The 25,756-nt window shown below is 72.7% G+C and carries 19 protein-coding genes and 1 pseudogene; 4 read left to right on the plus strand and 16 right to left on the minus strand.

Going from position 1 to position 25,756, the window contains the following annotated elements:
• Positions 1–16: 16 nt before the first annotated feature.
• Positions 17–139, plus strand: a pseudogene (locus ACFY16_RS14985) (SPFH domain-containing protein); the annotation flags it as partial.
• Positions 140–188: 49 nt separating this feature from the next.
• Here ACFY16_RS14985 and ACFY16_RS14990 read toward each other — a convergent pair.
• The 4 genes from ACFY16_RS14990 to ACFY16_RS15005 all read right to left on the minus strand — a co-directional run bounded on the left by ACFY16_RS14990 (position 189) and on the right by ACFY16_RS15005 (position 4,680).
• Positions 189–1,988, minus strand: coding sequence for an HEXXH motif domain-containing protein (locus ACFY16_RS14990; protein ID WP_390647530.1), 1,800 nt, complete (start codon positions 1,986–1,988; stop codon positions 189–191).
• 117 nt (positions 1,989–2,105) lie between these two features.
• Positions 2,106–2,339, minus strand: coding sequence for a hypothetical protein (locus ACFY16_RS14995; protein WP_390647531.1), 234 nt, complete (start codon positions 2,337–2,339; stop codon positions 2,106–2,108).
• A gap of 101 nt (positions 2,340–2,440) precedes the next feature.
• The gene (locus ACFY16_RS15000; RefSeq protein ID WP_390647532.1) at positions 2,441–3,577 is read right to left on the minus strand and encodes a caspase family protein; all 1,137 of its coding nucleotides are present in this window, start codon (positions 3,575–3,577) and stop codon (positions 2,441–2,443) included.
• Complete coding sequence (locus tag ACFY16_RS15005; protein ID WP_390647533.1) at positions 3,574–4,680, minus strand: alpha/beta fold hydrolase; 1,107 nt, start codon at positions 4,678–4,680, stop codon at positions 3,574–3,576. The genes ACFY16_RS15000 and ACFY16_RS15005 overlap by 4 nt, the downstream gene beginning before the upstream one ends.
• A gap of 218 nt (positions 4,681–4,898) precedes the next feature.
• On the opposite strand from ACFY16_RS15005, the gene ACFY16_RS15010 reads away from it, so the two are divergent.
• Entirely contained in the window at positions 4,899–6,230 is a 1,332-nt protein-coding gene (locus tag ACFY16_RS15010) for a cation:proton antiporter (RefSeq protein WP_390647534.1), read from the plus strand.
• Positions 6,231–6,278: 48 nt separating this feature from the next.
• On the opposite strand, the gene fxsT is transcribed toward ACFY16_RS15010, so the two are convergent.
• From fxsT to ACFY16_RS15045, 7 genes are all read right to left on the minus strand, one after another.
• On the minus strand, positions 6,279–10,895 hold the full coding sequence (fxsT, locus tag ACFY16_RS15015) for an FxSxx-COOH system tetratricopeptide repeat protein (protein ID WP_390647535.1): 4,617 nt from the start codon (positions 10,893–10,895) through the stop codon (positions 6,279–6,281).
• Positions 10,896–12,005, minus strand: a complete 1,110-nt coding sequence (locus ACFY16_RS15020) for an AAA family ATPase (RefSeq protein WP_390647536.1) — start codon at positions 12,003–12,005, stop codon at positions 10,896–10,898.
• On the minus strand, positions 12,002–13,549 hold the full coding sequence (locus ACFY16_RS15025; protein ID WP_390647537.1) for a hypothetical protein: 1,548 nt from the start codon (positions 13,547–13,549) through the stop codon (positions 12,002–12,004). Before ACFY16_RS15025 ends, ACFY16_RS15020 begins: the two co-directional genes overlap by 4 nt.
• Before the next feature lie 182 nt (positions 13,550–13,731).
• Positions 13,732–16,272 (minus strand): polynucleotide kinase-phosphatase, encoded by a 2,541-nt coding sequence (locus tag ACFY16_RS15030; RefSeq protein WP_390647538.1) that lies wholly within the window; start codon positions 16,270–16,272, stop codon positions 13,732–13,734.
• The gene (locus ACFY16_RS15035) at positions 16,269–17,738 is read right to left on the minus strand and encodes a 3' terminal RNA ribose 2'-O-methyltransferase Hen1 (protein WP_390647539.1); all 1,470 of its coding nucleotides are present in this window, start codon (positions 17,736–17,738) and stop codon (positions 16,269–16,271) included. Before ACFY16_RS15035 ends, ACFY16_RS15030 begins: the two co-directional genes overlap by 4 nt.
• A 78-nt stretch (positions 17,739–17,816) precedes the next feature.
• Positions 17,817–18,695 (minus strand): DUF4232 domain-containing protein, encoded by an 879-nt coding sequence (locus ACFY16_RS15040; protein WP_390647540.1) that lies wholly within the window; start codon positions 18,693–18,695, stop codon positions 17,817–17,819.
• 356 nt (positions 18,696–19,051) lie between these two features.
• Positions 19,052–19,975: an LLM class F420-dependent oxidoreductase gene (locus ACFY16_RS15045; RefSeq protein WP_390647541.1), complete on the minus strand. Its 924-nt coding sequence runs from the start codon at positions 19,973–19,975 to the stop codon at positions 19,052–19,054.
• 236 nt (positions 19,976–20,211) lie between these two features.
• On the opposite strand from ACFY16_RS15045, the gene ACFY16_RS15050 reads away from it, so the two are divergent.
• A complete protein-coding gene (locus tag ACFY16_RS15050) occupies positions 20,212–20,403 on the plus strand; it encodes a hypothetical protein (RefSeq protein ID WP_390647542.1) in 192 nt (63 codons plus the stop codon).
• A gap of 203 nt (positions 20,404–20,606) precedes the next feature.
• On the opposite strand, the gene ACFY16_RS15055 is transcribed toward ACFY16_RS15050, so the two are convergent.
• The 4 genes from ACFY16_RS15055 to ACFY16_RS15070 form a co-directional block, all read right to left on the minus strand.
• Entirely contained in the window at positions 20,607–21,068 is a 462-nt protein-coding gene (locus tag ACFY16_RS15055) for a DUF6099 family protein (RefSeq protein ID WP_390647736.1), read from the minus strand.
• Between the two features lie 192 nt (positions 21,069–21,260).
• Entirely contained in the window at positions 21,261–21,605 is a 345-nt protein-coding gene (locus tag ACFY16_RS15060) for a nucleotide pyrophosphohydrolase (RefSeq protein WP_390647543.1), read from the minus strand.
• Positions 21,602–22,855, minus strand: a complete 1,254-nt coding sequence (locus tag ACFY16_RS15065) for an ATP-binding protein (RefSeq protein WP_390647544.1) — start codon at positions 22,853–22,855, stop codon at positions 21,602–21,604. The genes ACFY16_RS15060 and ACFY16_RS15065 overlap by 4 nt, the downstream gene beginning before the upstream one ends.
• Before the next feature lie 75 nt (positions 22,856–22,930).
• Positions 22,931–23,320 (minus strand): cell division protein SepF, encoded by a 390-nt coding sequence (locus ACFY16_RS15070; RefSeq protein WP_390647545.1) that lies wholly within the window; start codon positions 23,318–23,320, stop codon positions 22,931–22,933.
• Between the two features lie 193 nt (positions 23,321–23,513).
• On the opposite strand from ACFY16_RS15070, the gene ACFY16_RS15075 reads away from it, so the two are divergent.
• On the plus strand, positions 23,514–25,241 hold the full coding sequence (locus ACFY16_RS15075) for a hypothetical protein (RefSeq protein WP_390647546.1): 1,728 nt from the start codon (positions 23,514–23,516) through the stop codon (positions 25,239–25,241).
• On the opposite strand, the gene ACFY16_RS15080 is transcribed toward ACFY16_RS15075, so the two are convergent.
• Positions 25,225–25,737 carry a YceI family protein gene (locus tag ACFY16_RS15080; protein ID WP_390647547.1) on the minus strand — a complete coding sequence of 171 codons (513 nt, stop codon included), beginning with the start codon at positions 25,735–25,737 and terminating at the stop codon, positions 25,225–25,227. The genes ACFY16_RS15075 and ACFY16_RS15080 overlap by 17 nt on opposite strands.
• Positions 25,738–25,756: the final 19 nt, after the last annotated feature.

A 25,756-nucleotide genomic window follows, 5' to 3' on the forward strand; every position in this document is an offset into this window, starting at 1 on the left:
GCGCCCCTTCTTCTCGTCCTCGGTCCCGGTCGACGACCGGGAACCGGCCATGCCGTTCCACGCCCGCGCCTCCGACTTCCAGGACGTGGCGGTGCAGGCCACGGTCACCTACCGGATCGGCGACCCTGCCGCCTTCGCCCGAGGGGCTACGGCTGGGTGGGCCGGGCCCTGTTCGTCAACCGGCGGGGTCACCTGCCCGGCAAAGGCTGCAACGACTCCGGTCGCGCCAGCATGCGGCGGCTCGTGCGGTCGGGGGTGAGGGCGGCTCGGGCGACTATCCAGCCCGCCAGGGCGTGGGGTTCGGACGGGGCGTCGGCGAGGGTGGCCGCGTACTGGGCCAGCGCGGCTGCCGGATCGCCGGCGGCGAGGTGCTCGTCGGCGGTGCGAGGGGCGGCCGGGCGGGTGGCGAAGGCGTGGGTGCTGAGGTCGGGCCACGGGGTGCGGTCGGCGCGCAACCGGGGAACGTTCGGCGCGCCCGGGTCGGACGGGGCTGGCGAGGCGGCCGGGTCGGGCGGGGCGACGTTGCGCAGCCGCCACTCCGTGCGGTGCAGGACGGCGGCGGTGCGGGCGCGGGTGAGGGCGGCCGGGGGGACGGGTTCGCGCAGCCAGGGGTCCAGCGTGCCGGCGAGGCCCGACACGAGGGCATGGCCCTGGACGGTGAGGCGGCCGCTGGTCAGCAACGTACGCACCACCAGACGGCACTGCAGACGGCGCAGCGCGAAGTGGTAACCGGCCTGTTCGGCCGCCTCCGTGTGCTCCGCGTGAGTCAGGCGGTCCCGCCAGAAACCGGCGACGCCGGTGAACGCGTAGGCGCCGTGCAGGAGTCCGGTGAGATGGCGCGGGTCGGCACGCCACGGGGCGTAATAGCGCTCCGTGCGGTCATCGTCGAGGAGGGGGAAGAGGTGGAGGAGGGAGGCCAGTTTGCTGTGCTGGAACTCGTGCACGAGCGTCTCGGCGAGGGCGAGCACGGAACCAGGGCGGGCGATCACCATCGCGCCGAAGGAGTCCCCGCTGGAGGCGGACATCCGTACCGTCGCCGGGGCCGGGGGCAGAACGGAGGTACGGCCCCACGGCACCACAGCCCGTATCGCCGCCGGATCCAGCCGCCCGGGACCGTTCCCGCCCGGCACGCCCAGCACCGCGACCGCCTCGTCGAACAGCCCCTGCCACGCCTCGGCCTCGGCGTCGTCCAGGCGGGCGGGCGCCACGGGGTCGTCGAGGTCGCGGTAGGGGTCGAGGTCGTCGAGGGGGATGGCGACGGCTCCCGCGGGGCCGTGATGGGTGAGGGTGCGCAGGGGCAGCCAACAGGAGGAGTCGTCGGGACCGGCCGCCGGGAGGGGCTGCCCGGTCGGTGCTCCCCCGGCGCCGACCGCCGCGGCGACGGGCGCCGCGGCTCCCCTGCCCCGCAGCGGTGCCGTGGCCGGGCGGAGCCTCAGGGTCACGGGCCCGCCGCCGCTCACGGGGCCGGTGAGGGTCAGTTCACCGCCGCTCGTACGGGCCCGGCCGATCACCAACCCGCCTTCCGCGTCCGGGAGTCGGACCATGCCGAGGCCGGGCAGGTGCAGTTCGCCGTCGGTGAGGGGGACCCGCAGGGCCGCCTCCGTCCCGGCGCACAGCGACGCGGAGACCGCCAGCGCGCCCAGGTGGCCCGCCTCCGCCCAGACGGGCGGGCCTGCGGCGGTGCCGTGCACCCGGCGCAGCATGTGGGCGATCCAGCCACCGGTCGCCGGGGCGAGCAGCAGCCGCTCGACGGGCCCGGGCGCCCGCTGGGCCGCCTCCTTCAGAACGCGCCAGGCCTCGGCGGCCGGGCTCAGCGGGGTGGGCAGCGCGTCGAGCCGGTCCAGCAGGGTCCGCAGGAGCAGCAGTCGGCGTGCCCGTTCCCCGCGTTCGAGGAAGGCGACGGCCTCCGCCGAGCCACCTCCGGCGGCCAGTTCCACGAAGAGCCGTTCGGGCATACGGAACGGAGCGGGGCGCTGCTCGCTGGTCATGCGTGGGGGACCTCCGGTCGGGTGCGGGTGTGCTCCCGCGGGCAGGCGGGACCCCCGGCGGCACGCGGAGGCTTCGTCGGGGCCCGTGGCACTGCCGTCGGGAGGGGCGGGCGGCGGCTATTCGGCCCGGGCACCGCCTCCGCCGCCCTCGCCCGAGCCCCTGATACTGCTGCGGGCGCGCAGCACCTCCTGGAGCAGGCGGGCGGTGGAGCGGAGCGGGGTGAGACCGTCCACGGCGGTCAAGGGCAGCGCCGCGACGTCCGCCAGATCCGACTCCCAGACGTCGGCACCCGGGACGCGGGCCGAGTCACGGACGCCTTCGGCGTGGTGCAGTGCGGGCGACTGGTCCAAGATGTTCCCCCTTCTCGCACGGTGGCACGTGATGCCGCCGTGTCCTCTTCCATCATGGCCATTCCTGCCCAGGTCGAAAACCGTACGATCGCGCCACTCGATCATTTCCGATCACGCGGCCGCCTGCTCGCGGCCTCGAACTCCCGTAGTGCCTGGGCGAGTTCCCGCCCGCGATCGGGGTCGTCGTCCACGGACACCACGGCGTCGTACAACTGCCACAGCGCCTCCGGGCGGCGCCGGCCGAGCCCGGTGAGGATGTTGGCTGCGTCCGTACGGGCCTTGCTGTGACGGGGCAGTGTCTCTGTGACCCGACGGTCCAGCGCGGCGACCACCGTCTGCCGTTCGGTGGGGTCACCCATCAGCGGGTATTCCAGGAGGGCCGCCACGGCCCGCTGCAACGGCGACGTCGGTCGCGGCTCGGCCGGCTGCCCCACCGGAGGCAGGATCTCGGTGCGTTCGGGGCTCTGCAGCCGGATCTCGGGATGCTGCAGAGTACGGCCCGCTTCCCTGAGGGCCGCGATGCGTGTCCGTACGGCGGGAAACAGTTCCTCCGGATCGGGCAGCCCCGGCAGTACGGCGGCTCGGTCCGCCAGCAGACCGAGCAGGACGTCGGAGAAGAGGCCCGTTCCGCGCACGGGGTCGTTGGCGGCGGCCCGGCCACGGCCGGCGGCGCGCAGCACGGTCTGCTGGTGGGCCAGGTTGGGCCGTCCCGCGGGCAGGGCGTCCGGCGGCAACGGCTCCCGGAAGCCGAGGGCCTCCTCGAAGGTCTCGCAGGCGTCCACGATCCACAGCTGCCGGGTGAGGGCGGGTACGGCGTCTCCGGCGTACCGGGCGAGCGCCGAGTCCAGGTCGATGCCCAGCTTGTCGGCGGTGGTGGCGTCGGAGCAGAACAGCCGGAACCGGCCGTCCCGGTCCAGGACGCCGTGCCCGCCCCACCACACCCACAGGATGTCGCCCTGTGCGGCGGACAGCTCGCGGACCAGGGCGCGGCGCAGTGTGGCGTGGTCGGCGGGCGCGTACGGGACGTCCGGGGTGTACGGCGCCAACGGGGCGAGGTGGAGACGGAGTCGCTCCTCCGGCACGCCGGCGTCGAGCAGCAGCCGGTGGAAGCGCACGGCGTCCCGGGCGGGTCCGGGCAGGTCCCAGGCGGGACCGGCATCGTAGGCCTCGACCCCGACGATCAGGGCGTGCACGCGGGCCGGGTCGACGCGCGGTGCGGACGGCGTCGAGCCCGTCACGGCAGCCGGTCCACGATGTGCCGGTAGACCGCCGGGTTGGTCCAGTAGGCGCTGTGAGCGGCCGGGAACGGCTGGCGGCTGTCGACGGCCACGTCCGTGACGCGGCCCGGGAAGAGGCCCGCGCCGAGGTAGCCGAGCAGGTCGCGGGGGTCGTACAGATTCAGCCAGTCGGGGACGTGCGGCGGCAGGGGTGCGGGGTGTTCGAGGGACGGCAGGGAGCCCGACTCGTACAGGAACGGCCCCTGGGAACCGGCGGTCACCAGCAGCCGGACCTGGGGCAGCGGGGCGGAGACCAGCGTGTCCAGGGCGATGATGCCGCCCAGGCTGTGCCCGACGAGCACGACCGGCGGCTCCAGGCCCGCGACAAGGGTGCGCAGGTCGGCGCGGACGGCCGTGCCGCGACTGAGGTAGCGCAGGATGTCCCCGGCGGCGGGGTGGGCGGCCTCGGTGAGGGCGCGCCGACGGCGTACGACGGCACGGGAGGCGGCCGAGCCCGCGGCGCGCAGCAGCAGGGATCGCAGCCCGCGCTCCGTGCCCCGGGGCGGTGCGCCGAGGGCTTCTGCGAGCTGCTCGGTGACGGTGTCGCGGGTGTCCCCGGCCGGGACGAGCGGGGCGTCCGCGGCGAGGGTGTCGGCGATGAGGCGGGCGGTCAGGCTGCGGGCGGCGACGGCCGCGAGGTCGTCCGGGTCGAGGGCGTCGGCGGCCGGGGCGAGCAGCGGATGGGCGGCCAGGTCGGTGGCGGCGCGGGCCAGACCGGGGCCCAGGTCGGCGGCGGGCGCGTCGCCCTGCGCGGCGAGGGCGGCGAGCTGCGCCTGGAGCTTGTGCTGCGCCGGTACGAAGCCGGGCGGGCGCTCGGTCACCGATGCCGCGCGGGCGGCCGCGAGGGCGAGTTCGGCGTACGGGTCGGCGTACAGGGCGGCCCAGGCGTCAGCCGTGTCGTCGTCGGCTTCCGGTGTCACCGGGGTCTCGGCGAGGCCGCGGGAGGTACCCGCCACCGGGGGCAGGCTCGCCCCGCCGGCGGCGAGCGTGGCGCCGTGCGCACCACCCCAGTAGTAGGGCACGATGCGAAGTCCGTCGCGCAGCGCGGTCAGTCCTGACGCCACGCGCCCCACCAGCGCAGAGAAGCCCGGTTCCCGGACCCCGGTCCCATGAATGAAGACGACCGCCGTCATATGCCCCCCGTGACACTGGTGCCGCGCCGTGTACGACCGTCGTTGCGACCTCAAGTTACCAGTATCATAAGGAAGTTGTGGTCGAGCAAAGGCGCGAGACCACTCCCGCCGGACGACCGGCCCCGCCAACTGGACAACAGGGGGACACCGTGAGCCCTGATGCGATGGTCATGCATTTCGTGGGTGCCTCGGCCCTGATCCTGGTGGCCGCGCACGCCGCGGGCTACCTGGCCCGGCGGTTGAAACAGCCGTACATCGTCGGCCAGTTGACGGCGGGCATAGCGCTCGGTCCCTCACTCCTCGGCGCGGTGGCACCCGGCGCGTACGGGACGCTCTTCCCCAAGGAGATCGGCCCGGCGATGACCGGGTTCGCACAGTTCGCCCTGGTGGTGTTCCTGTTCGCGGTGGGCTACGAACTCGATCTGACGGTCCTGGGCGACCGAGCTCGTTCCACGGTGACCGTGGCGGCGGCGGCGTTCGCCGTCCCGATGGCCGTGGGCTGCGGCTGTGCGCTGCTGTTCCAGGACCAGTTACGAACCCTGGGCATGCCACGGCACCTCTCCCCCTCCATGGTGGTGTTCGCCGGTGTCGCGCTGTCGATCACGGCGGTTCCGGTACTGACGGCCATAGTGCGGGAGAACGGCCTGGCCCGCACGGTGCCCGGTGTAGTGGCGGTGTCCGCGGCCGGGCTGCTCGACGTGATCGGGTGGACGGTACTGGCCGGGACGCTGCTGGAGAGCGGCGGCGAGGAGTCCCTGAGCTGGCCGTGGCGGGCGGTCCTGGCGATCGGTTTCATCGCGCTCATGCTCGTGGCCGCGCGGCCACTCCTGCGCAGGCTGCTGTGGGGCACGCGGATGGAACCCTCCCTCCGGTTCGCGCTGCTCATCGGCTTCGCCCTCGGCTCGGCCTGGGTGACGCACTCCCTCGGCCTGCACGTCATCTTCGGCGCGCTGCTCGCGGGTGCGGTGGTGCCGCGAGAGAAGAACGGGACACTCGATCCGGACCTGGTACGGCCCCTGCACGAGGTCAGCTCCCTCCTCCTGCCCTTCTTCTTCGTCATCTCGGGCCAGTCCGTCGCGCTCAACAGCATGGACACCACAGGGTGGGTCGCCCTGCTGCTGGCGACGGTGCTGGCGGTCACGACGAAGATCGGCAGCAGTACGGCGGCGGCTCGGCTGAGCGGCCTGGACCGGAACGACGCGTGGACCGTCGGCGTCCTGATGAGCACCCGCGGCCTCACCGAACTGATCGCCCTCAACGCGGGCTACCAGGCGCACCTGCTGAGCAAACCGCTCTACACGGTCCTGGTCTTCATGGCCCTGGCCACCACTCTCCTCACCCAGCCGTTCCTGCTGCTGATCCAGCGGCTACCGGAGCGCTCCAGGCCCACCCCACCGCCCCAGGACCCGAGCGCCTCCGTGCTCCGCCACCCCGAGAACGAGGGCGGCACCCCCGCGACGCCGGCGGCGGACGTCGGGTGACGTGAACCAACCGGAGCCACACCCGACTCGGGTGTGGCTCCTCGGTCACTACAGCGGCATCGGGGCCATGTCGCACTCGATGCGCCGGCGCCGGCGGGCTGCGAGGAGCCAGGGGTGGTCGGCGCGCAGCACGCGGGTGAAGCCGTCCACGGCCTTGCGCTCGAGGCCGTCCGCCTCGGCCCCGCGGCCCAGGCCCCGCAGGTCGAGGGCCAGGTTGGCGGTGCAGGAGAGGGTGAGCGGGTGGTCCTCGCCGGCCGCCTCGGTCAGCAGGGGGAGATTCTCGACGTCGATCTCGTGCGCCCGTTCGAAGTCCAGTCGCGCGTAGGCCGTGTTGGCCCGGCCGATGGCGACGGTCAGCGTGGTGACATGGCGGGCGCCCACCGTCTCGGCCAGCCTGCGCAGCGCGTCGTCCTCCAGCTCCTGCGCACTGTCGAGGGCACCGAGCGCCCGCATGGTGGCGGCCAGATTGGCCTTGGTCAGCAGCGTGTAGGCATGGTTCTGGCCAAGCCGCTGTTCATAGCGCCGCAGGGTCAGCTCGGCCAGCTGGCGGGAGCTGTCGAGGTTCCCGGTCAGGCGCTGGTCCACGGCCACGTTGGTCGCCGTGGAGAGCGAGTCGAAGTGTTCGTTGCCGTAGCGGTTGACGAAGCGCCGCAGCGTCTCCTCGGAGAGTTTGGCGGCCTCTTCCAGCGCCCCGTCCCGGCGCCGGCACACCGCGAGGTTGCGGGCGATGCGCAGGGTGAGCGGGTGTTCCTCTCCGAACGCGGCGCGCGCCCGCCGGTGGACGTCCTCCTGGAACTCGCGCGCGCCCGGGTAGTCACCGGCTTCCCGCATGTCGATGGAGAGGCCGTTGAGGGTGTTGAGGGTGAAGAAGCTGGCCGGGCCGAACAGCAGGTCGCGCAGCCGGGCGTTCTCCTGGTCCAGCGGCAGCGCCTCCCGGAACTGCCCGCACAGCCGCAGGTCGACGCCCCAGCTGTGGGTGGCCCGCAGCGCGGACGGGTCGTCGCCGCCGAACTGGGACCGGGCCAGCTCGGTGGCCTCCTTGCCCAGGCCCCGCGCATCCTCGAACCGCCCCTGGTAGCGGTAGGCGTCGGACATCTCGCACAGGGAGTCGATCAGTTCCTCGGGCTCGACCTCGATCCGGCGGGAGACTTCCAGCGCCTTCTCGGTGAGCGGGATCGACTCGGAGACCTGACCGACCTGGCGCAGGAGGAACGCGAGGCTCTTCGACATGCGGATGACGTGGATGTCCTCCTCGCCGGAGGCCGCGAGCCAGGCGCTCCAGGCCTGCCGGGCGAAGGCCGCGGCGCCGTCGTGGTCGCCCCAGTAGTAGAGGAACCACGCGGTGTCGGAGACGAGTTCACGCACCCAGGTGTCGGTGCTGGTGACCGCCTGCGAGGTGAACACGTGGGGCAGCAGCGCCTGATATGCGTGCCATTCCAGCGGCGACCCGTAGGCGCCCGGCTTGGCGGCCGACAGCAGCTGGTGCGCGGCGTCCCGCATCCGCTCCCGCTCCTGGGGGCTCAGCTTGGCCAGGAGCACGGTCTGCAGCAGGCGGTGCATCTGCAGGGTGTCCGACCGCGGGTCCACCTTGACCAGGGAGAACTGACTGAGGTCGCGGACAGCACGGTTCAGTTTGATCGGATCACGCAGCAGCGGGTCGATCTCGGACGTGATGCTGACACCACGGCTGCCACGCAGAATGGACCGCGGGATCGGCTCGGGGGCCATGCTGGCGCAGATGTCGAGGAGCTGCCGGGCGCCCGGATTGTTGTCCTGGATCCGCTCCAGCGAGATGTCCCAGGCGGCGGCGACGGAGACCGGGTAGTCGGGGTTCGGGTCGAGTTCGAGGATCTCCGGGCTGCGCCGGTCGAGCGCTTCGAGGTACTCGTCGACGAGCATGCCGGTGACAGCACGCCAGGCGCCCGCCTGCTCGACGGCGAGCGGCAGGTCGCCCAGGGCGTGGGCGAGCCGGTCGGCGTCATCGGCCGTCAGGTCGGGCGAGCGCTTCTGGAGCAGCTCGATCGACTCCTCGCGGTCGAAGACGTTCACCGGCAGCGAGGTGGCCACCCTCTCCCAGGCGCGGTTCCGGGAGGTGACGATGACCTTCCCCGGACCGTTGGCGGGGAAGTAGTTGCGCACCGCCTCGACGTCCTCGGCGTTGTCGAAGACCAGCAGCCAGTTGTCGTACGGCGTCCCGGTGCGCAGTGCCTCCAGGACCGCGGGCACGGCGGTGTTCGCGGCGGGGGCGCCGAGGCTGTCCTGTCCGGAGGGAGCGACGCCCAGCTGCGTCGCCAGGGAGGCCAGCGCGGCCAGAATGAGGCTCTCCCGCTCGGCCGGGATCCAGCAGATCACGTTGTAGTCGTGCTGGTGGGTGTAGACGTACTCCAGGGCCAGCTGGGACTTGCCGACGCCGCCCAGGCCGTGCAGTGCGTTCGGCAGCACGGCCGCCGTGTCCTGGGATTCGAGCTGCTCCTCCACGGCCCTCAGCAACGCCTGGCGGCCGACGAACGACGTGTTCCTGAGCGGAACGTTCACCAGAAGGGCCGGCGTTGCGGTCGTGGTGCTCTGCATGAGCGGCTCAGCCTCCGGGGCTTCGTATGGGATCTCGTCGGTTGCCAGGCTCGGCACGGGTTCTCCAGGTTCGTCGGGGACGTTCGACGGTGGGAGGTTTTCCCCTTCACCGGGCGCGTCCCCTTTGATCACCCGACCGGGGGTAACCGTCGTCCGTTCGGCCCTGTGGGGAACCTGGGGCGCCGGCCTGGAGAGATTGGGTTCGATGCGTTTGGCGCGTTCGGAGTAGGGACCCGAGAGCGCGCGCATCACGGCAAGTTCGCTGCGCACCCAGCCGTGTTCGGCCGGGTCGGGCAGCGTGGTGCCCATCGGGTCGCGCAGGGCCGCGCGCAGCGCGATCCCGCGCTCGCCCGCGGCGGGCAGTTCGCCCACCAGGCTGACGGTGCGGGCGAGTTGGCTGCGGGTGGTGGTGGCGAGCAGCGCCTCGCGCACTCCCTCGGCGAACTCGGGGCGGCCCTCGCCGCCGCTGTCCCAGTCGATCAGCCCGCCCATCAGGATCTCGGCGAGGTGATCGGGGCCGGTCTCCGGCATGGTGCGCCGGCGCAGCTGTTCCACGAGGTCGAATTCGAACGGAATGGCGGCCAGTTGGGTGGCGAGGCGGCGGGCGGCCGGGGTGGCGAGGGTGAAGAAGCGGCGTACGGCGGCGGTGGCGGCGCGTGGGAAGCGCGGGGCGCGCAGGCCGGGCGCGGGCGCGCCCTTGGTGAGGGTGCCCGCCAGGACGACGGGCAGCGCACGGCGTACCCCGCGCTCCCCGGTGACGAGGTCGGCCCAGGCGGCGAGGGAGCCGGGCTTCAGGGACAGCACGGGCACCGCGACGGCGCCGTCGCCCGTGTCGGGCATCGGTCGCAGGGGGTCGGGGCCGCCGGGCGGGGCCCAGTGTCCGAGGCCGTCGTTGGGGGCGCCGAAACCGCCGGCCTCCAGGACCGCCTGGTAGGGGTACAGCGAGGAGCGGTGGCGCAGGTGGGGCGGCAGCAGGTGGACGAGGGCGGTCGGGCCGGCGTGGGCGAGACGGCCGAGCAGTTCGTCGGCGGCGGGGGCGGCCCAGCCGTGGGCGAGTCCGTCGGTGACGACCAGGAAGACACGGCCGCCGCGTCCGTCGAGCAGTTCCGCGGGGTCCGCGGCGACCTGTCCGGGGCCGCGGCGCAGGGTTGCCCGGCCGGTGCGGGGGACGTTCACCGCGACGGTGCGCACGCCCCGGAAGGCGCCGCTGTGCTCGGCGGCCTGGGCGAGGCGGGCGGTGGTGTCCTCCCAGATCCGCATCGTGGGGGCGTCGTCGGTGAGCACCACCAGGTCGAAGGCGGAGGTGCGGGCGGGACGCAGGAAGGGCATCCACAGGCCGTCCACGACTCCCTGCTCGGCGGTGGTCTCCTCGTCGAGTTCCAGGGTGTCGCGGGAGGGGATGCGGCGGGCGAGCTGGTGCAGGGCGCGCGCGAGCAGGGCGGTACGGCGGCCGGGCCCGGGCCGCTCCGGTTCGGCGGCCGGCAGCAGCGGCGGGCCGATGTGCAGTCTGAGGTGGCCCTCGGGGTCGGGTAACAGCCGGGGCGCAGGGGTCGGCGTTGCTCCGGGGTCGCGCAGCCCGGGCCGGGTCGCGGACGTCCCGGGTGTCTCCGGCGGGGTCTGTGTGCCGGGCGGACGAGGGTCCTGGGCAGGCGGGGCCGGGGTACGTACGTCGTCGACGGCAGCGGCCGGGTCCGGCCGCCGTACCTCCTCGGTGTGCTGGACGTCGTCGATGTTCGCGGCGTCCTCGGCCGCCTCCGGTCGCACGGGCCGTGGGCGGGTACGTCCGTCTGCGGACCCCGGGGACGGGGCCTGCCGCCGGTCCTGCGGGCCCCCGTGGCGGGACCAGTACGCGGCCAGCCAGACCGCGTCGGCGACCTCCTGCCAGCGGGGTCCCGTCTGCTCCCCGGAGAACAGCTGTGCACGGGAGTGGGGATCGGAGTCCGGGGCAGCCGAGGGTGCCCCGGCAGCCGACAGCGGGGCTCCGTGCTCACTCGCGTACAGGGCGGACTCGGGGAACGCCGAAGGAGGCGACGACCCCGATACGGGATCCCCGTCGCCGAGTCCGGATGCGTGCTCCCGGGGGAAGCCGGTCATTCAGCGGCCCTTCGCGAGGTCGCGGAGGAGCATTTCCACGAGCTTACGCCCGTCACCGTCGGCCTGGAAACCACCCGCGGTAGTCATCTGGACAGCGTTGAGCAGCTGGTCGAGGGAGTGGGTGCCGCCGGCCTGGACCCGCTGCACGAACAGGTCCACCAGGTCTTCCGTGCCCTGCGGCCGGGCGCCCAGATGCCCCTCCACCATGGCCAGAAGCTGCTCCCGCGAGGGAGTACGCATCTCCAGCGGCAGACAGCGCCGACGGAAGGCCGCGGGGAATTCGCGTTCCCCGTTGCTGGTGATCACCACGACCGGGAACTCCCGGCACTCGATCCGGCCGCCCCGCACGACGGCACGGCCCCCGGGGTCGCTGGTGTGGACGCGCGCCGCGTCGGCGGCGTCGCGCACCAGTTCCGGAACGTCATAACTTCCGTTCTCCAGGACGTGCAACAGGTCGTTCGGCAGGTCGATGTCGCTCTTGTCGAGCTCGTCGACAAGAAGCACCCGGGGACGATCGTAGGGCAGCAGCGCCGTGCCCAAGGGCCCCAGGGTGATGAACTCACCCAGAACCGGGGGCAGTTGACGATCCTTTGACGAAACCGCCAGGTTGACGTCCGTGTCGGGGCTCGCGTCTTCGCCGCCCTCGACGGCCCCCTCGGCCCCCGCCGCGTTCCGCAGACCGGCCTGCCAGGCGGCGATGGCCTGGGCGCGGCCCATGGCGTCATGGACGTACAGGCCGTCCCGCAGGTTCGTCCGGCTGACGATGTTCCACTCCAGAACGCGGCCGAGACCGAGCTCCCGGGAGATGAGGTAGGCGAGGGTGGACTTGCCGACGCCGGGCGGCCCCGTGATCAACAGGGGCCTGCGCAGCAGCAGGGCCGCGTTCACCGTGTCGATCTCGTCGGCAGCGAGCTGGGGGGTGATGACATGGGGTCCCAGCCGGCGCACCGCGGCCTGCGGGTCGTCCGGTGGGGCGGACTCCGGCGGGCCGCCGCGGAACCGGCGCCAGGGCGGCGGCTCCGGCAGCGGCGGTGGGACGACGTCCGGTGCACGGCCGGTGGCGTGGAAGACGCGCCAGCTGTTCGGGGCCGTCTGCTCCTGCGCACTCATGCCGGTGCCTCCTCGCTGGCGAGATCGCCGGGGTCAGTGGTCTGGATGTCGACGAGCCGAGTGGGATCGTCCCAGAAAAAGCCGATATGTCGACCGAGTAGGAGATGGGGGCCCCGGGTGTTGAGCTCGGCCTGGCGGCGCAGCCGGTGGATGGCCATCGGGATCTGCGCGGGCATCGGCACGGACGCGAACACCGCGGTCGCCACTTCGCGCACTTCCTCGACGAAGATCCCTCTGCGGTCCCAGATCGCGAGCCCTATCCCTTCCGCGATGGCGGCCTTGAACGCCTCCAGGGCGTAGTCGTCCACCGGGGCGTCCAACACCACTGCCGTATGACTTGATTCCCCGGCGAGCTCGGTCAGCCACACGTCGAGTCGCTGGGCGTCGGTCTCGCTCCAGCCGTGCACGGCGACGCCGTGCTGCCGCAGGGTGCGCCAGCGCTCCTGCCACTGGCTGCGGACCAGCGCGTCCTTGGTACGCATCCGCTCCAGGCTGCGTAGGTGAACCCCGTACTTGAGTCCGAGCGGCAATGGCCGTCCGTCGCCGATTCTGAACGTCAGCCCCGCCACATCGTGGTTGAGGAGGTCATACGGAAGGACGAACTCGACGTACGGCGGTTGCTGTCCGTCGCTCCTGGCCGCGTCGTACTGATCCGCCCAGAGCCGGGCGCCCTGCTGTAACGCGCGTTCGACGGCCGTTCCGAGGGCGTCCAGGGTGGTGGTGACCGGCTCGCCGGGCTGCGGATCCCAGTGGCCGGGCGCGCTGTTGAGCCAGGAGCGTACGACGACCTCGCCGGTTCCGTCGCGGGCCGGCTCGACGGCGACGATGAGGGAACGCGGAATGTCCGGATCGCTCGCCGCGGCGGGACGTGACTTCCGGCGGCGCCCCACCTCTTTGGCCAGATCCGCGCGTTGGGCCCAGTCGTCGACCCAGTCGGTCAGGATCGCACGGTGCCCGGGCGCCACGGCGAGCCGGGCCGCCAGGTCGAGGAGGAGCACCGCGGGCGGCAGGCCGTCGTGCTGTGCGTTCCATTCGAGGATGTGGGTGAAGAGCTGGTCGGGTGAGAGTCCGGCGGGGAGGTCGAGGCCGTTGAGCTCCTCGACCAGGGCGTCCCGCAGCCGGGCGGCGGAGAGTTCGCCCCGGGCGAGCGCGATGCGGGCGTTCTTCTCGTCGTCCCTGGAGAGCGGTCCGGGCGGTGTCCCGAGCCCGGCCTGCGGGGCGGCGGGGGCGATCAGCCGGTCGAGGTCGTCACCGGCCGGGGCTCCTTCGAGGATGCGGACCACGCCGATGAGTACGTGTTCCCCGCCCGCCACGCTCAGTGCCGCGCGCACCACGGCCACCACGTCCTCGCGCAGCCGGACGCCGCGCACGTCGACCTGCCGGTTGAGCTGGTCCCCCAGCACCGCGGCGAACTGCACCCGCCCCTGCGCGTCCTCCATGCAACCCAGATCGCACAGGGCCTCGGTCAGCTGTGACAGCAGCTGAAGGCCTCGGGTGCGCCCGGAAGCGTCCTCGGGCTCGCCGAATCCCGCGCCTGTCTCCACCGACTTTCCCCCTGAGTCGGTACGCCTGCCTGACCGACCAGCGAAGTTAGCACGGCAACCAGGGGATGAACCAGGGACGGATGGGATCGGAATCGCACCGTCCGGCCAGGATTACCCCATCGGGAGCAATCCTGGCCGGAATTGATCGGCCGATCAGGGATGACGGGGCCTCGGACGGCGGCTCAGAGGCGCGGGTCCACCGGCTCCGACTCCAGCGCCAGCACCCCGAACACCGCCTCGTGCACCCGCCACAGCGGCTCGCCGTCCGCCAGCCGGTCCAGGGCCTCCAGGCCGAGGGCGTACTCGCGGATCGCGAGCGAGCGCTTGTGGTTCAGGAACCGCCCGCGCAGCCGGGTCAGGTTGTCGGGACGCGTGTACTCGGGACCGTAGATGATCCGCAGGTACTCGCGGCCCCGGCACTTGATGCCAGGCTGCACCAGCCGCCCCTGCTCGCCGCGTACGACCGCGCCGAGCGGCTTGACGACCATGCCCTCGCCGCCCCGGCCCGTCATCTCCAGCCACCAGTCGACACCGGCCCGCACCGACTCCGGGTCACCGGTGTCGACGTACAGGCGCCGGGTCGTCCGGAGCAGCCCGGTGCCGTCGTGCTCGACGAGCCGGTCGAGCAGGGCGAGCTGCTCGTCGTGGGGCAGCGCGGCGAGACTGCGGCCCTGGACGGCCAGGATCTGGAACGGCGCCAGGCGTACCCCGTCCAGGCCGTCCGTCGTCCAGCAGTAGCGGCGGTACGCCTCCGTGAACGCGGCGGCGTCCACGGCCCGTTCGCGCTGTCGCGCCAGCAGGTCCGTCACCTCGACGCCCCGGGCCGCCGCGCCCTCCAGCGCGGCCAGCACACCCGGGAACACCGCCCCGGAGGCGGCGCCCACCGCCGCGTACTGGCTGCGCAGCAGCCCGGCCGCCTTCAGCGACCACGGCATGAGCTCGGCGTCGAGCAGCAGCCAGTCCGTGTCGAGCTCCGCCCACAGGCCGGCCGCGTCGACCGCCGAACGAAGCCGGTCGAGGATCGTCTCCGTGACCGACTCGTCGTCGAAGAACGGGCGGCCGGTACGGGTGTACAGGGACCCCGACGGTCCGTCGACGCCGAAGCGCTTGCGCGCCGCCTCGGCGTCCCGGCAGACCAGCGCCACCGCCCGAGAGCCCATGTGCTTCTCCTCGCACACGACCCGCTCGACGCCGTCCTCGCGGTACTGCGCGAACGCCTCGGCCGGGTGCTCCAAGTAGCCCTCCACCTGCGAGGTGGCCGTCGGCGCCATGGTCGGCGGGAGGTACGGCAGCAGGCGCGGGTCCACGGCGAAGCGGCTCATGACCTCCAGGGCCGCGGCCGCGTTCTCCTCACGGACCGCCACCCGGCCGGCGTGCCGGGTCTCGACGGCCCGGCGGCCGTGCACGTCCGCCAGGTCCAGCGGACGTCCGTCGTGCCCACCGGGCGCCTCGCTGCGCAGCGGCTTCGCCGGCTCGTACCAGACCCGTTCGGCCGGTACGTCGACCAGCTCTCGCTCCGGCCAGCGCAGCGCGGTGAGCTTGCCGCCGAAGACGGCGCCGGTGTCCAGGCAGATCGTGTTGTTCAGCCAGGTGGCCTGCGGGACCGGGGTGTGGCCGTAGACCACGGCCGCTCGGCCCCGGTAGTCCTCCGCCCACGGGTAGCGCACCGGCAGGCCGAACTCGTCGGTCTCGCCGGTGGTGTCGCCGTACAGCGCGTGGGAGCGGACCCGGCCGGAGGTGCGGCCGTGGTACTTCTCCGGCAGACCGGCGTGGCAGACGACCAGCCGGCCGCCGTCCAGGACGTAGTGGCTGACGAGTCCGTCGATGAACTCCCTTACTTCGGAGCGGAATTCCTCGGTCTCGCGCTCCATCTGCTCGATGGTCTCGGCCAGGCCGTGGGTGTGCTGGACCTTGCGGCCCTTCAGGTGACGGCCGTACTTGTTCTCGTGGTTGCCCGGCACGCACAGGGCGCTGCCCGACTTGACCATCGAGATGACGCGGCGCAGCACGCCGGGACTGTCCGGGCCGCGGTCGACCAGGTCGCCGACGAACACCGCCGTACGGCCGTCCGGGTGGACGCCGTCGGTGTAGCCCAGCTTGTCGAGCAGCGACTCGAGTTCGTTCGCGCAGCCGTGGATGTCGCCGATGATGTCGAAGGGGCCGGTGAGGTGGGTCAGGTCGTTGAAGCGCTTCTCGGTGACGACGGTGGCGTTCTCGACCTCCGCCACGCCGCGCAGGACGTGCACCTTGCGGAAACCCTCGCGCTCCAAGTGCCGTACAGAGCGGCGGAGTTCACGGATGTGGCGCTGGATCACCCGGCGCGGCATGTCGGCGCGGTCGGTGCGGGCCGCGTTGCGTTCGGCGCACACCTCCTCCGGCACGTCGAGCACGATGGCGATGGGCAGCACGTCGTACTTCTTGGCGAGGTCGATCAGCTGGCGGCGGGAGTCCTGCTGCACGCTGGTGGCGTCGACGACGGTGCGCCGGCCGGCCGCGAGCCGCTTGCCGGCGATGTAGTGCAGGACGTCGAAGGCGTCCCGGGTGGCGCCCTGGTCGTTCTCGTCGTCGGAGACCAGGCCGCGGCAGAAGTCCGAGGAGATGACCTCGGTGGGCTTGAAGTTCCGGCGGGCGAAGGTGGACTTGCCCGAGCCGGAGGCGCCGACGAGGACGACGAGGGAGAGGTCGGTGACGGGCAGGGTGCGCCCCTGCCGGCTCTCGGTCATGCCGCCTTCGCCTCCTTCTCGTTCACGTTCTTCATGCTGAACACGGCCATCTGTGTGGGCGGCCCCACCTCCGGGTCGTCCGGCCCGACGGGGACGAACTCCACGCCGTACCCGTGCCGTTCGGCCACCGCCCGCGCCCACGTCCGGAACTCCTCGCGCGTCCACTCGAAACGGTGGTCGCCGTGCCGGACGTGTCCGGCCGGGAGGGTCTCCCAGCGGACGTTGTACTCGACGTTCGGGGTCGTCACGAGGACCGTGCGCGGGCGGGCCGAGCCGAACACCGCGTACTCCAGGGCGGGCAGCCGGGGCAGGTCGAGGTGCTCGATCACCTCGCTGAGCACGGCGGCGTCGTAGCCCTTGAGCCGGTTGTCGGTGTAGGCGAGCGATCCCTGGAAGAGCTGGACGCGCGACGCCTGCCGCTCCCCCATCCGGTCCAGCTTCAGCCGCCGGGAGGCGATGGTCAGCGCCCGGACCGAGACGTCCACGCCCACGATCTCCGTGAACCGGACGTCCTTCAGCAGTGCCTGCACCAACTGGCCCTGTCCGCAGCCGAGATCGAGGACCCGGGCGGCCCCGGACTCCCTCAGTGCGGCGATGATCGCGTCCCGGCGCTGCACGGCTAGCGGGGTCGGCTTCTCCTCCGTCTCGGCCTCGGCCTCGACCGCGTTGTCGATCTCCTCGACGGCGCTGTCGTCGGCCTCCGCGAGCCGCACCAGCTCCAGCGCCTCCATCGCCTGCCGGGTCAGGGACCAGCGGCGCGACAGGTAACGGCTGGTGATCAGCTTCTGCTCCGGGTGGTCGGGCAGCCAGCCCTCACCGGCCCGCAGCAGCTTGTCGACCTCGTCGGAGGCGACCCAGTAGTGCTTGGCGTCGTCCAGGACGGGGAGCAGGACGTACAGGTGGCGCAGGGCCTGGGCGAGGGTCAGCGTCGCCGATTCGAGTACGAGGTGTACGTACCGCGAGTCACCCCACTGCGGGAACTCGGCGTCCAGTGCCACCGGTTCGGCGGTCACCGTCCAGCCGAGCGGTTCGAAGAGGCGTCCGACGAGGCCGGGGCCACCGCGGGCGGGCAGCGCGGGCACCTCGATGCGCAGCGGCAGGGGCTGCTCGGCGCGCTCCGGCCGGGCGTTGCACACGCCTCGCATCGCGCTGGAGAACACCGCGCTCAGCGCGACCGCGAGCAGCGAGGAGGCCGCGTAGGGGCGGTCGTTGACGTACTGCGCGAGCGCCGCGTCGGGTGCGCCGCCGCGCCCCTTGCCCTTGCCTCGCCGCACCAGCGCCACCGCGTCGACCTCCAGCAGCAGCGCCGCCGTGCAGCGCTCGGCGTCCGCCTCGGGGTAGAGGACGTGCGCCTTGCCGTAGGAGGTGGAGAACGCCTGCGCTTTCTCGGGATGCTTGTGCAGCAGGAACCCGAGGTCGGTCGCGGGGCGCTCCTTCGTGCCGGTGGTACCGATCGTCAGGAACATGTGTCCGAGTCTCCCGGGTGAACCGGCCCATGACCACCGGTTTTGCCGCGCTCGGCGGGCGGCCGGTGCGCCGGGCGCTCACTGTTCGGACCTCTTCCACGCGCTCACGCCCAGCTTGCCCGTGGTTCCGAGGTCGAGGTGGGGGGTCACCGTGACCGGCGCGGCGCCGGACTTCGCCAGGACCCTGACATACGGGGCGTTGACGGGTGTGCCGAACTGGGTGGTGTTGTGCCACGCGAGGCTCGCCGTCGCGCTCTCGCCGGGCTTCAGGGTCACCGGCCGGGGCGGGTCGTCGAAGCCATCCACGGTGGACATGCCGCCGCCGCCCTGGGAGATCTTGATGTCGTCGATCCGCTTCAGGTCCTCGTCGAGGACGGTGACCTGCGGGTAGCCGTCGACCGGGTAGTCGCGGGTTCCGCAGTTCTCCAGGTGCAGTCCCACGAGACGCAGCCCCATGGCCGCGTCGCCTTCGTCGGCCCAGACGCGGATCCCGGAGGACGGGCACGGTCCCGACGTGGCCGGCGCCTCGTCCGCGGGGACACGGGTGACCTCGTAGATCTTCACGGCCTCGGCGGACGTCGCCATCATCGCCGCCTCCTTCGCGTCGACGGTTCCCTTCACCGTCCGCCCGGGGCCGACCGCGCCCACCGTGTGCCGGACGTTGTCCAGCACCTCGCCGCTGCTCGTCGTGAAGGTGAAGGTGATGGTGTAGGTGAAGGCCTCGGTGCCGCGGTTGGTGACCTCGTAGGCCGCGGAGATGCCCGCTGAACCGGTGCTGTGGGACGGGGTGGTCACCGTGGTGATCCGTACACCGTCCTGCTCCGCCTCGGATCCCTGGGGCTGCGGCACCGCGCCGCCCGACGGGTTCGCCGAACCGACGAGCTCCGATCCGCAGGCGGTGAGGAGCAGGAGGGCGGCGGCGACTGCGGCCGGGGCGAGGGGGGTACGTCTGTGCATCGGGCCACTTCACCAGGGGCTGGTCGCCCAGAGTGTGGTGGAGGCCACAGTTCCAGTCACAGGCATGTCACAGATGCGCGTCACGGCTACGGCCTGGGCCAGTCCATGCTCGCCGCGGCCCTCGCGCTGGGCCCGGCGGGCCTGGCCATCGGCTCCGCCGCTGCCCTGGGCGCCCTGGCCTGGCGGCGTTCCTGCCGGGCCGGCCGCCGGCGGACGCCACGGGGACGGCCGCGCGCCTGCCGGGGAGAAGGCGACGCGAGGCGCGAGGTAGGCAGACCCACCCCGCCGCCCCTTCCCTCTTCTCGTTCGCCCTGCGTCAGCCTTCTCGTCGCGTCACGAGAACCTTCGTGTTCGTACTACGACAGCTGCGACTGCACCTGGGCCGAGATCAGCTCCAGGTGATCCAGGTCGCTGAGGTCCAGCATCTGGAGGTAGAACCGCCGGGAGCCGATCTCCGCGTAGCGGCCGATCTTGTCGACGACCTCGGCCGGGGAACCGGCCAGGCCGTTGGCCTTCAGTTCGTCGACCTCGCGGCCGATCGCGGCGGCGCGGCGGGCGACCTCCTGGTCGTCCTTGCCGACGCAGACCACGAGAGCGTTGGAGTAGACGAGGTCGTCGGCCCCGCGGCCGGCTTCCTCCGCGGCGGCCCGCACCCGGCCGAACTGCCGCTCGCTGTCCTCGACCGAGCTGAACGGCATGTTGAACTCGTCGGCGTACTGCGCGGCCAACCGCGGAGTGCGGGTCGCGCCGTGGCCGCCGATCAGCACCGGGACCTTCCGCTGCGCCGGCTTGGGCAGCGCGGGCGAGTCGGTGAGGTCGTAGTACTTCCCGTGGAACTCGAAGGACTTCCCGACCTCCGTCGCCCACAGCCCGGTGACGATCTCCAGCTGCTCCTCGAGGCGGCCGAACTTCTCCTTCGGGAACGGAATCCCGTACGCCGTGTGCTCCTCCTCGAACCAGCCCGCGCCCAGGCCGAGTTCGACGCGACCGCCCGACATCTGGTCGACCTGCGCGACCTGGATCGCCAGCACGCCGGGCAGGCGGAAGGTGGCGGCGGTCATCAGCGTGCCGAGGCGGATGCGCTTGGTCTCGCGGGCGAGGCCGGCGAGGGTGATCCAGGCGTCGGTGGGGCCGGGGAGGCCGTCCACGTCGCCCATTTTCAGATAGTGGTCCGACCGGAAGAAGGCGTCGAACCCGAGGTCCTCGGTGGCCTTCGCCACGGTGAGCAAGGTGTCGTAGGTCGCCCCCTGCTGGGGCTCGGTGAAGATACGAAGATCCATACCTCCATCCTGCACCCGGAGTGCCCGTCATTCCCACCGTTCCCCCTGCCCCCTTCCGTCCCCGCGCGGGTGAAATCCGTCAACCCCGCACACGGCGGCCTGCCCGGGCCAGTGACCTGGCCCGACGGTGATCGTTGGCTCGGGCGGAGCCGGACCGACCGGCGCCCGCACCGCCGGTCACCGCCGGGGTGTCACCCGTGTCGGCCTCCCCGGAGGCCTGGGCCGAGGAGGCCGTCATGTCCGAGGAAACCGTGCCGCAGCAGGGCGGGGGCACCGCGCAGCCCAAGGGTCTGCTGCAGCAGATGGAGGAGCTCATGGCGGCGCTGAACGCGGACCTTTCCGCCCTGGACGCGGACCTGCAGTCGCAGTCGGCCGGAAGCACGGGGCGGACGCCGGCCGAGGAGACTGACGCCGTCGGGTCAACTTGACCCGGCCCTGAAGGACCGGCTTGGAGGTAGTGCCCGGCTGGCTGCCGGGTGGACTCCTCCGTCCAGACACCCCGGGTTACGGGGTGGCAGGGACGCGTGACTCACGCCCCGCGTTCCACACCGCAGTGCCGCGTTGGCGGATGTCGTGGGAAGCGTTCCGGTCCGCGTGGGCAACGACCCCGCAGTTCCGCGCCCCACCCGCCTCATCTCTCCGGCAACACCTGATCCTGGTCCGCCAGTTTCCGCAGCATCTCCCGGACCCGGTCCCGGGATTCGTCCGCCGCGTCGATCGCCTCCATGCACTGCCAGTACGTTCCCTCGTCGTCCGCGCCGCTGGCGATGCCGACGAGGGCGATGCCGACCTCACCCAGCAGGCCGCCGAGACTGAGCAGTGTCTGGCGGGCGTCGTCCAGTTCGGTGAGCTGGGCGGCGCGCAGGTCCCCGGGGTCGAGCTCCGGCGTGTCCAGCACACCGCAGCCCCTGCCCGCCAGCTCGGTCAACCCCAGGGCCTCGCCGCGCAGTTCGGGCGGGCCCGAGACCGCCAGCCGACTGCCTATCGCCTGCGCCAGGGCCTGCGCCTGCCACACCTCCGTCAGGATCTCCGACACCTCACTGCTCCCGGCGAGAGCACGCCCGCTCGTCAGGATGAGCCGCACCGCGTCCATGGCCTGCCCCCGTCCGCCGAGACGTGTTCCTCGCACGTCCGCCCGAACCCCGATGTCCACTACCCAGAGTGAAGGACTGTGGGGCGAAAAGCCAGAGGAAGACGGAAATCTTCGGACAACAAATCGATTTCGGCTGGGCAAACAACTCCGGAGAGTGAAAGCGGACCGATCGGCTCCTGAGTGCCCGGGCCCTCACGACTCCCCCGGCGCCGGAAACCTCCGCTCGTTCCGGTCGATCTTCGCGTCCAGTGCCGCCAGCGCGTCGATCCCGAGCACCTCGCACAGTTGCAGGAGATACGCGAGCACATCGGCGACCTCGTCCGTCACCCGGTGCGCGGTGTCCGGGTTCTCCATGACGCGCGCCGACTCCTCGGGCGTCAGCCACTGGAAGATCTCCACCAGTTCGGAGGCCTCCACGCTGAGCGCGGCGACGAGGTTCTTCGGGGTGTGGTACGGCTGCCAGTTGCGCGCCGCCGCGAACTCGGCCAGGCGCCGCTGCAGTTCGGCCACGTCCAGATGCTGGGGCTCTTTCGTCACGCGTCCAGATGTACCACCGTCACTCCCTCCGCCCCGGCGGCCCACGCTGCGTCACTCACCGCGCCGACGCAGCGCAGGTGGCCGCCCTCGCACATCCGCGCCGCGAGCCGCAGCAGTTCGGCGCGCTGCCGTACGTCCAGGGCCCGGTCGAGGCCGTCGGTGAGCACCGTGAGGGTCTGCATGGCGGCGGGCACCTCGCCGGCCGGGTCGACATCGAGGACACCGGGGCCGGTGAGCAGCACCAGCGCGAGGGCGACGTAGCGCAGCTCGCCGTCGCCGAGCCGCCCGAAGTCGGTACGGATGCCGTCGCCCCGGTCCAGCAGCGCGCGGACCGTTGCGCCGGGCAACGGTTCGGCGAGCACGTCGGCGACGGGTCCGGCGCACCCGGCCCGGACCGCCGCGACGAACTGCCCGTGCCGCCGCGCGCACTCGGCCCGGGTGCGCCACAGTACGTCGGCGAGGTTGTCGCAGCCGCCGAGCAGCCGCCCGGAGCCGAGCGGGACGGGGGCGCGCATCCGCTCCGGCCGGGGATCGCAGGGGAAGACGGAGCGCAGCGCGACCACCATCTGTTCGGCGGCGGCGAGCACATGGCGCTGTCCGTCCGTCTTGCCGGCCACCCGCAGCGGCAGCAGCGCGGTACCGAGCCGGTCGTCCGGCAGCGGGGCGCGAGTCACCGGCGCCGACCCGGCCGTGTACCAGGCGGCCTGCACCGCACGCCGGCCGGGATCACGCAGGGCGGTCTCCAGCAGGACCAGTCCACCGGCCGTCAACCGCTCCCCCACGATGCGCAGTTCGGGCTCGGCCTGGACGGCGACGTCGAGCCGGACCGGCCCCTCGGGTCCGTCCGCCGTACAGCCGATGCGGAAGCCGCGGCGGCGCTGGGCGTCGGGCCGGGCCCGTTCGGGTACGCAGGCGGCCGGGTCGGCGAACACCTCGCCGAGCTCGGCGCCGCCGCCGAGCCGGGCGAGCGCCTCGTAGGCGCGCAGCGCGCTCGACTTGCCGCCGCCGCTGGGCCCGGCGAAGAGGGTGAACGGTCCGAGCGGGAACCCCGCGCGCCGGTGCCCGGCGAAGGCGGACAGCCGCAGCTCGGTGAGGCGCGGCCGGTCCGTGAATGCCTGGCTGTCCCTCGGCGGCGCCGGGGGCGGCACTGAAGTCACCGAGGGTGCGGACGGCACCGAAGGTACGGCAGACGATACGGCGGCGGCAGCGACAGGCGCGGAAGGTGCCGAGGGCACGAAAGGCAGGGCCATATCCGGACGGTAGGGCTCCGGGATCAGGGGAACCGTTCCGCCCGGGACGCTTTTCCTACGATCGGGGGACCGCCGTCAGGTGCCGGAAACCCCGGCCCCCTCCATGAGCCCGCTCACCTCGGTCCCGGGCGGTGTCAGCAGGAACACGTTCCGGTCGACCCGGTGCATCCCGCTCGCCAGTCCGAAGACGACGCCCGTGCTGAAGTCCAGCACCCGCTTGGCGACCTCGGTCTCCGCGCCGGTCAGGTCGAGCAGTACCGGGATGCCCGCCATCAGCGTCTCGGCGACCTCGCGGGCGTCGGCGAAGACGTTGACCCGTAGGACGACGAACCGGCGACGGGTCTCCGTCACCGCGTCCGGCAGCGAGCGGTGGCCCACCGCGGACGGCCAGGCGTCCCGGCCGCGCAGCGGAACGACCTGGGCGAGCCCCTCCCACTGTTCATCGGTGGCGTCGTAACGGTTCACCGGCTCCCCCCGATCTGACTCGCGTTCATTGCCTGCACCAGCCAATTCTTACGCCAAGTCACCCGTACGGCCCAACAGCGACACGGTGCGCGACCGGCGGATTCCCCGCCTGCGCGGCCTCTTACCGCCCTCACACCGGACTCTTCACGTCCGGCGACGCCCCGCTCACCGGGAGCGACTACCGTCCGCTGGCGTGCACTTGGCAGAAACACAGCTGGTGACACCCGGCCGGCGGACACAGTCGGCGGTGTCCGCCGCCCCGGAACCGCCCGCGCAGTGGCACCGCGTCCTCACCCTCCTGGCCGACGTCAGTCTCTTCATCGGAACGCGTTCGGTGTGGACGACGGCGGCGAGCCACCGGCTCGCCGTGGCCGCCGTCATCTCGGTGTGTTACGCCTCGATCCTGGTGTGCGGGGTGCTGGCCCTGGTGGTGCGCCGGACCCGGTCGCTGGCGCGCGTGGACCTGTGCGTGCTGCTGACCGCGGTGACGCTCACCCTGTGCGCGTGGAGCATGGCCCACAACGGCGGCGACGAGGCGGTCCTGACCGCCCAGGCCGCCAGGGAACTGGTCGCGGGGCACGCCGTCTACGGGCAGCCCTGGCCCTGGCTGTTCACCCACGGCGTCGCGGTCACACCGACGGTGACCGGCGGCTACGACTTCACCTACGGCTATCCGCCGCTGGCCCCGCTGCTGACCACGCCGCTGCTGTGGCTGGGGCACGCCGGCACGCCCGCCACGGCGATGACCACCGGCGCGCTCGTCGTCGCCGCGGTGACGACCTGGCGGATGCTGCCGGTGCCGTGGCGGTCGGCGGCGACCATGCTGTTCCTCGGCTTCGGCTTCCTGCCGTCGTACGCCCGGCTCGGCTATCCGGCGATCCTGGCCCTGGCGCTGCTGGTGCCGGTGGTGGTGCGCTGGCCGCGGATCGGACAGGGCGGCCGGCTCGGGGCGGCCGGGATCGCGCGGGCCACGTGCCTGGGGGCGGCCTGCGCGGCCCAGCAACTCCCGTGGTTCCTGGCACCGTTCCTGCTGGCCGGGATCTACGCGGTGCGCCGCGGCGAGCTCGGCGGGCGGGCGGCGACAGCCGTGCTGCTGCGGGTCGCCGGGGTCGCCGCGGCCGTATGGCTGCTGGTCGACACGTATTTCATCGTGCACGAGCCCGGCACCTGGCTGGGCGGGATCGCGCTGCCCCTGACCCAGGGCGCGGTGCTGCACGGCCAGGGGCTGGTGGGCGTGTCGCTGTACCTGACCGACGGCAGCGACCGGGTCGACTGGTACGGGCACGCCAGCCTGCTGCTGGCCGCCGCGCTGCTCGCGCTGTTCGTGCTGTTCGTGCGGCGGCTCGGGCCCGCGGCGACCGTGCTGCCCTGGTGTGCGTTCTACCTGGCGACGCGCTCCCAGGACGGCTACTACCTGATGATGACGCCGCTGTGGCTGGCGGCCGCGGTCACCGCGCCCCCGGCGGAGTTCGCCGACGCGTGGCAGCCGCGCCCCCGCCCGCTGCGCGGTCCGCACCGCCGGCCGGCCCGGGCCGCCGTCGTCCTGCTGGTCCTCGCCCCGGCCCTGGTGAGCGCGGTCTGGGCGGTCACGGGGGCGCCGCCGCTGCGGATGCGGGTCACCGCGGTGCGGCGGGTCTCGACGACGGCCGTGTCCCTGCTGAGCCTGCGGGTCACCAACACGGACGACAGCGCGCTCACGCCGCACTTCACCCTCACCACGGGCCAGGGCATGAACAAGTACTGGTCGATCGTGCGCGGCCCGGCGACGCTCCCCGCCCACGCCACGGCCGACTACGAACTCCGCCCGCCGACCGGCAGGTTCGTCCTCCCCCGTGCCGGCGTACGGATCCGGCTGCGTGCCTTCACGCCCGCGCCGCAGACGCTGTCGAGCACGGACGTGCGGCTCACGAAGCGCGGGTGAAGCGGAGCGTGGTGGTGACCGTGGTCAGGCCGCGGATCATGCCCAGCTGGTTCCAGCCCATGCCGAACTGCTCCCGGTCCACGGTGAACTCGGCGTCCAGCGTGAGCGCATCGGCGTCCGCGCCGGTCAGCCGCGCGGAGAAGGACAGCGGCCGGCTGACGCCGCGCACGGTCAGCTGACCGGAGACCTGCGCCGTGCCGCCGTCGCGCACTTCGGCGCGGCGCGCCACGAAGGTGATCTCGGGGTGGTTGTCGGCGTCGAAGAGGTCGGCGGACCGCAGGTGGGTGTCGCGCTTGGCGTTCTTGGTGTCGAGGGAGGCGACGTCCAGGGTGAGGGTGCCGGTGGCGGTGCCGTCGGCGGCGACCTCGCCCCGTCCGGACACGCCGGAGAAGGTGCCCTTGACGTTGACCAGGCCCCACATCGTCCGGTGCCCGAGGGCGACGGTGGAGGCGCTCGGGTCGAGCTGCCAGAGTCCGGTTTCCACGGCGACGGTCATGATCCTTCTCCCAAGTGGT

The sequence above is a fragment of the Streptomyces sp. NPDC001315 genome (assembly GCF_042896175.1).
In the GTDB taxonomy this organism is placed as follows: Bacteria; Actinomycetota; Actinomycetes; order Streptomycetales; family Streptomycetaceae; genus Streptomyces.

What these genes read in the sequence shown, in the direction of transcription:
- ACFY16_RS15050 (WP_390647542.1), top strand. Translation starts at nt 20,212, where the DNA reads ATGTCCGAGGAAACCGTGCCGCAGCAGGGCGGGGGCACCGCGCAGCCC.
- ACFY16_RS15055 (WP_390647736.1), bottom strand. Translation starts at nt 21,068, where the DNA reads ATGGACGCGGTGCGGCTCATCCTGACGAGCGGGCGTGCTCTCGCCGGG.
- ACFY16_RS15045 (WP_390647541.1), bottom strand. Translation starts at nt 19,975, where the DNA reads ATGGATCTTCGTATCTTCACCGAGCCCCAGCAGGGGGCGACCTACGAC.
- ACFY16_RS14990 (WP_390647530.1), bottom strand. Translation starts at nt 1,988, where the DNA reads ATGACCAGCGAGCAGCGCCCCGCTCCGTTCCGTATGCCCGAACGGCTC.
- ACFY16_RS15040 (WP_390647540.1), bottom strand. Translation starts at nt 18,695, where the DNA reads ATGCACAGACGTACCCCCCTCGCCCCGGCCGCAGTCGCCGCCGCCCTC.
- ACFY16_RS15035 (WP_390647539.1), bottom strand. Translation starts at nt 17,738, where the DNA reads ATGTTCCTGACGATCGGTACCACCGGCACGAAGGAGCGCCCCGCGACC.
- ACFY16_RS15030 (WP_390647538.1), bottom strand. Translation starts at nt 16,272, where the DNA reads ATGACCGAGAGCCGGCAGGGGCGCACCCTGCCCGTCACCGACCTCTCC.
- ACFY16_RS15065 (WP_390647544.1), bottom strand. Translation starts at nt 22,855, where the DNA reads ATGGCCCTGCCTTTCGTGCCCTCGGCACCTTCCGCGCCTGTCGCTGCC.
- ACFY16_RS15020 (WP_390647536.1), bottom strand. Translation starts at nt 12,005, where the DNA reads ATGAGTGCGCAGGAGCAGACGGCCCCGAACAGCTGGCGCGTCTTCCAC.
- fxsT (WP_390647535.1), bottom strand. Translation starts at nt 10,895, where the DNA reads ATGACCGGCTTCCCCCGGGAGCACGCATCCGGACTCGGCGACGGGGAT.
- ACFY16_RS15080 (WP_390647547.1), bottom strand. Translation starts at nt 25,737, where the DNA reads ATGACCGTCGCCGTGGAAACCGGACTCTGGCAGCTCGACCCGAGCGCC.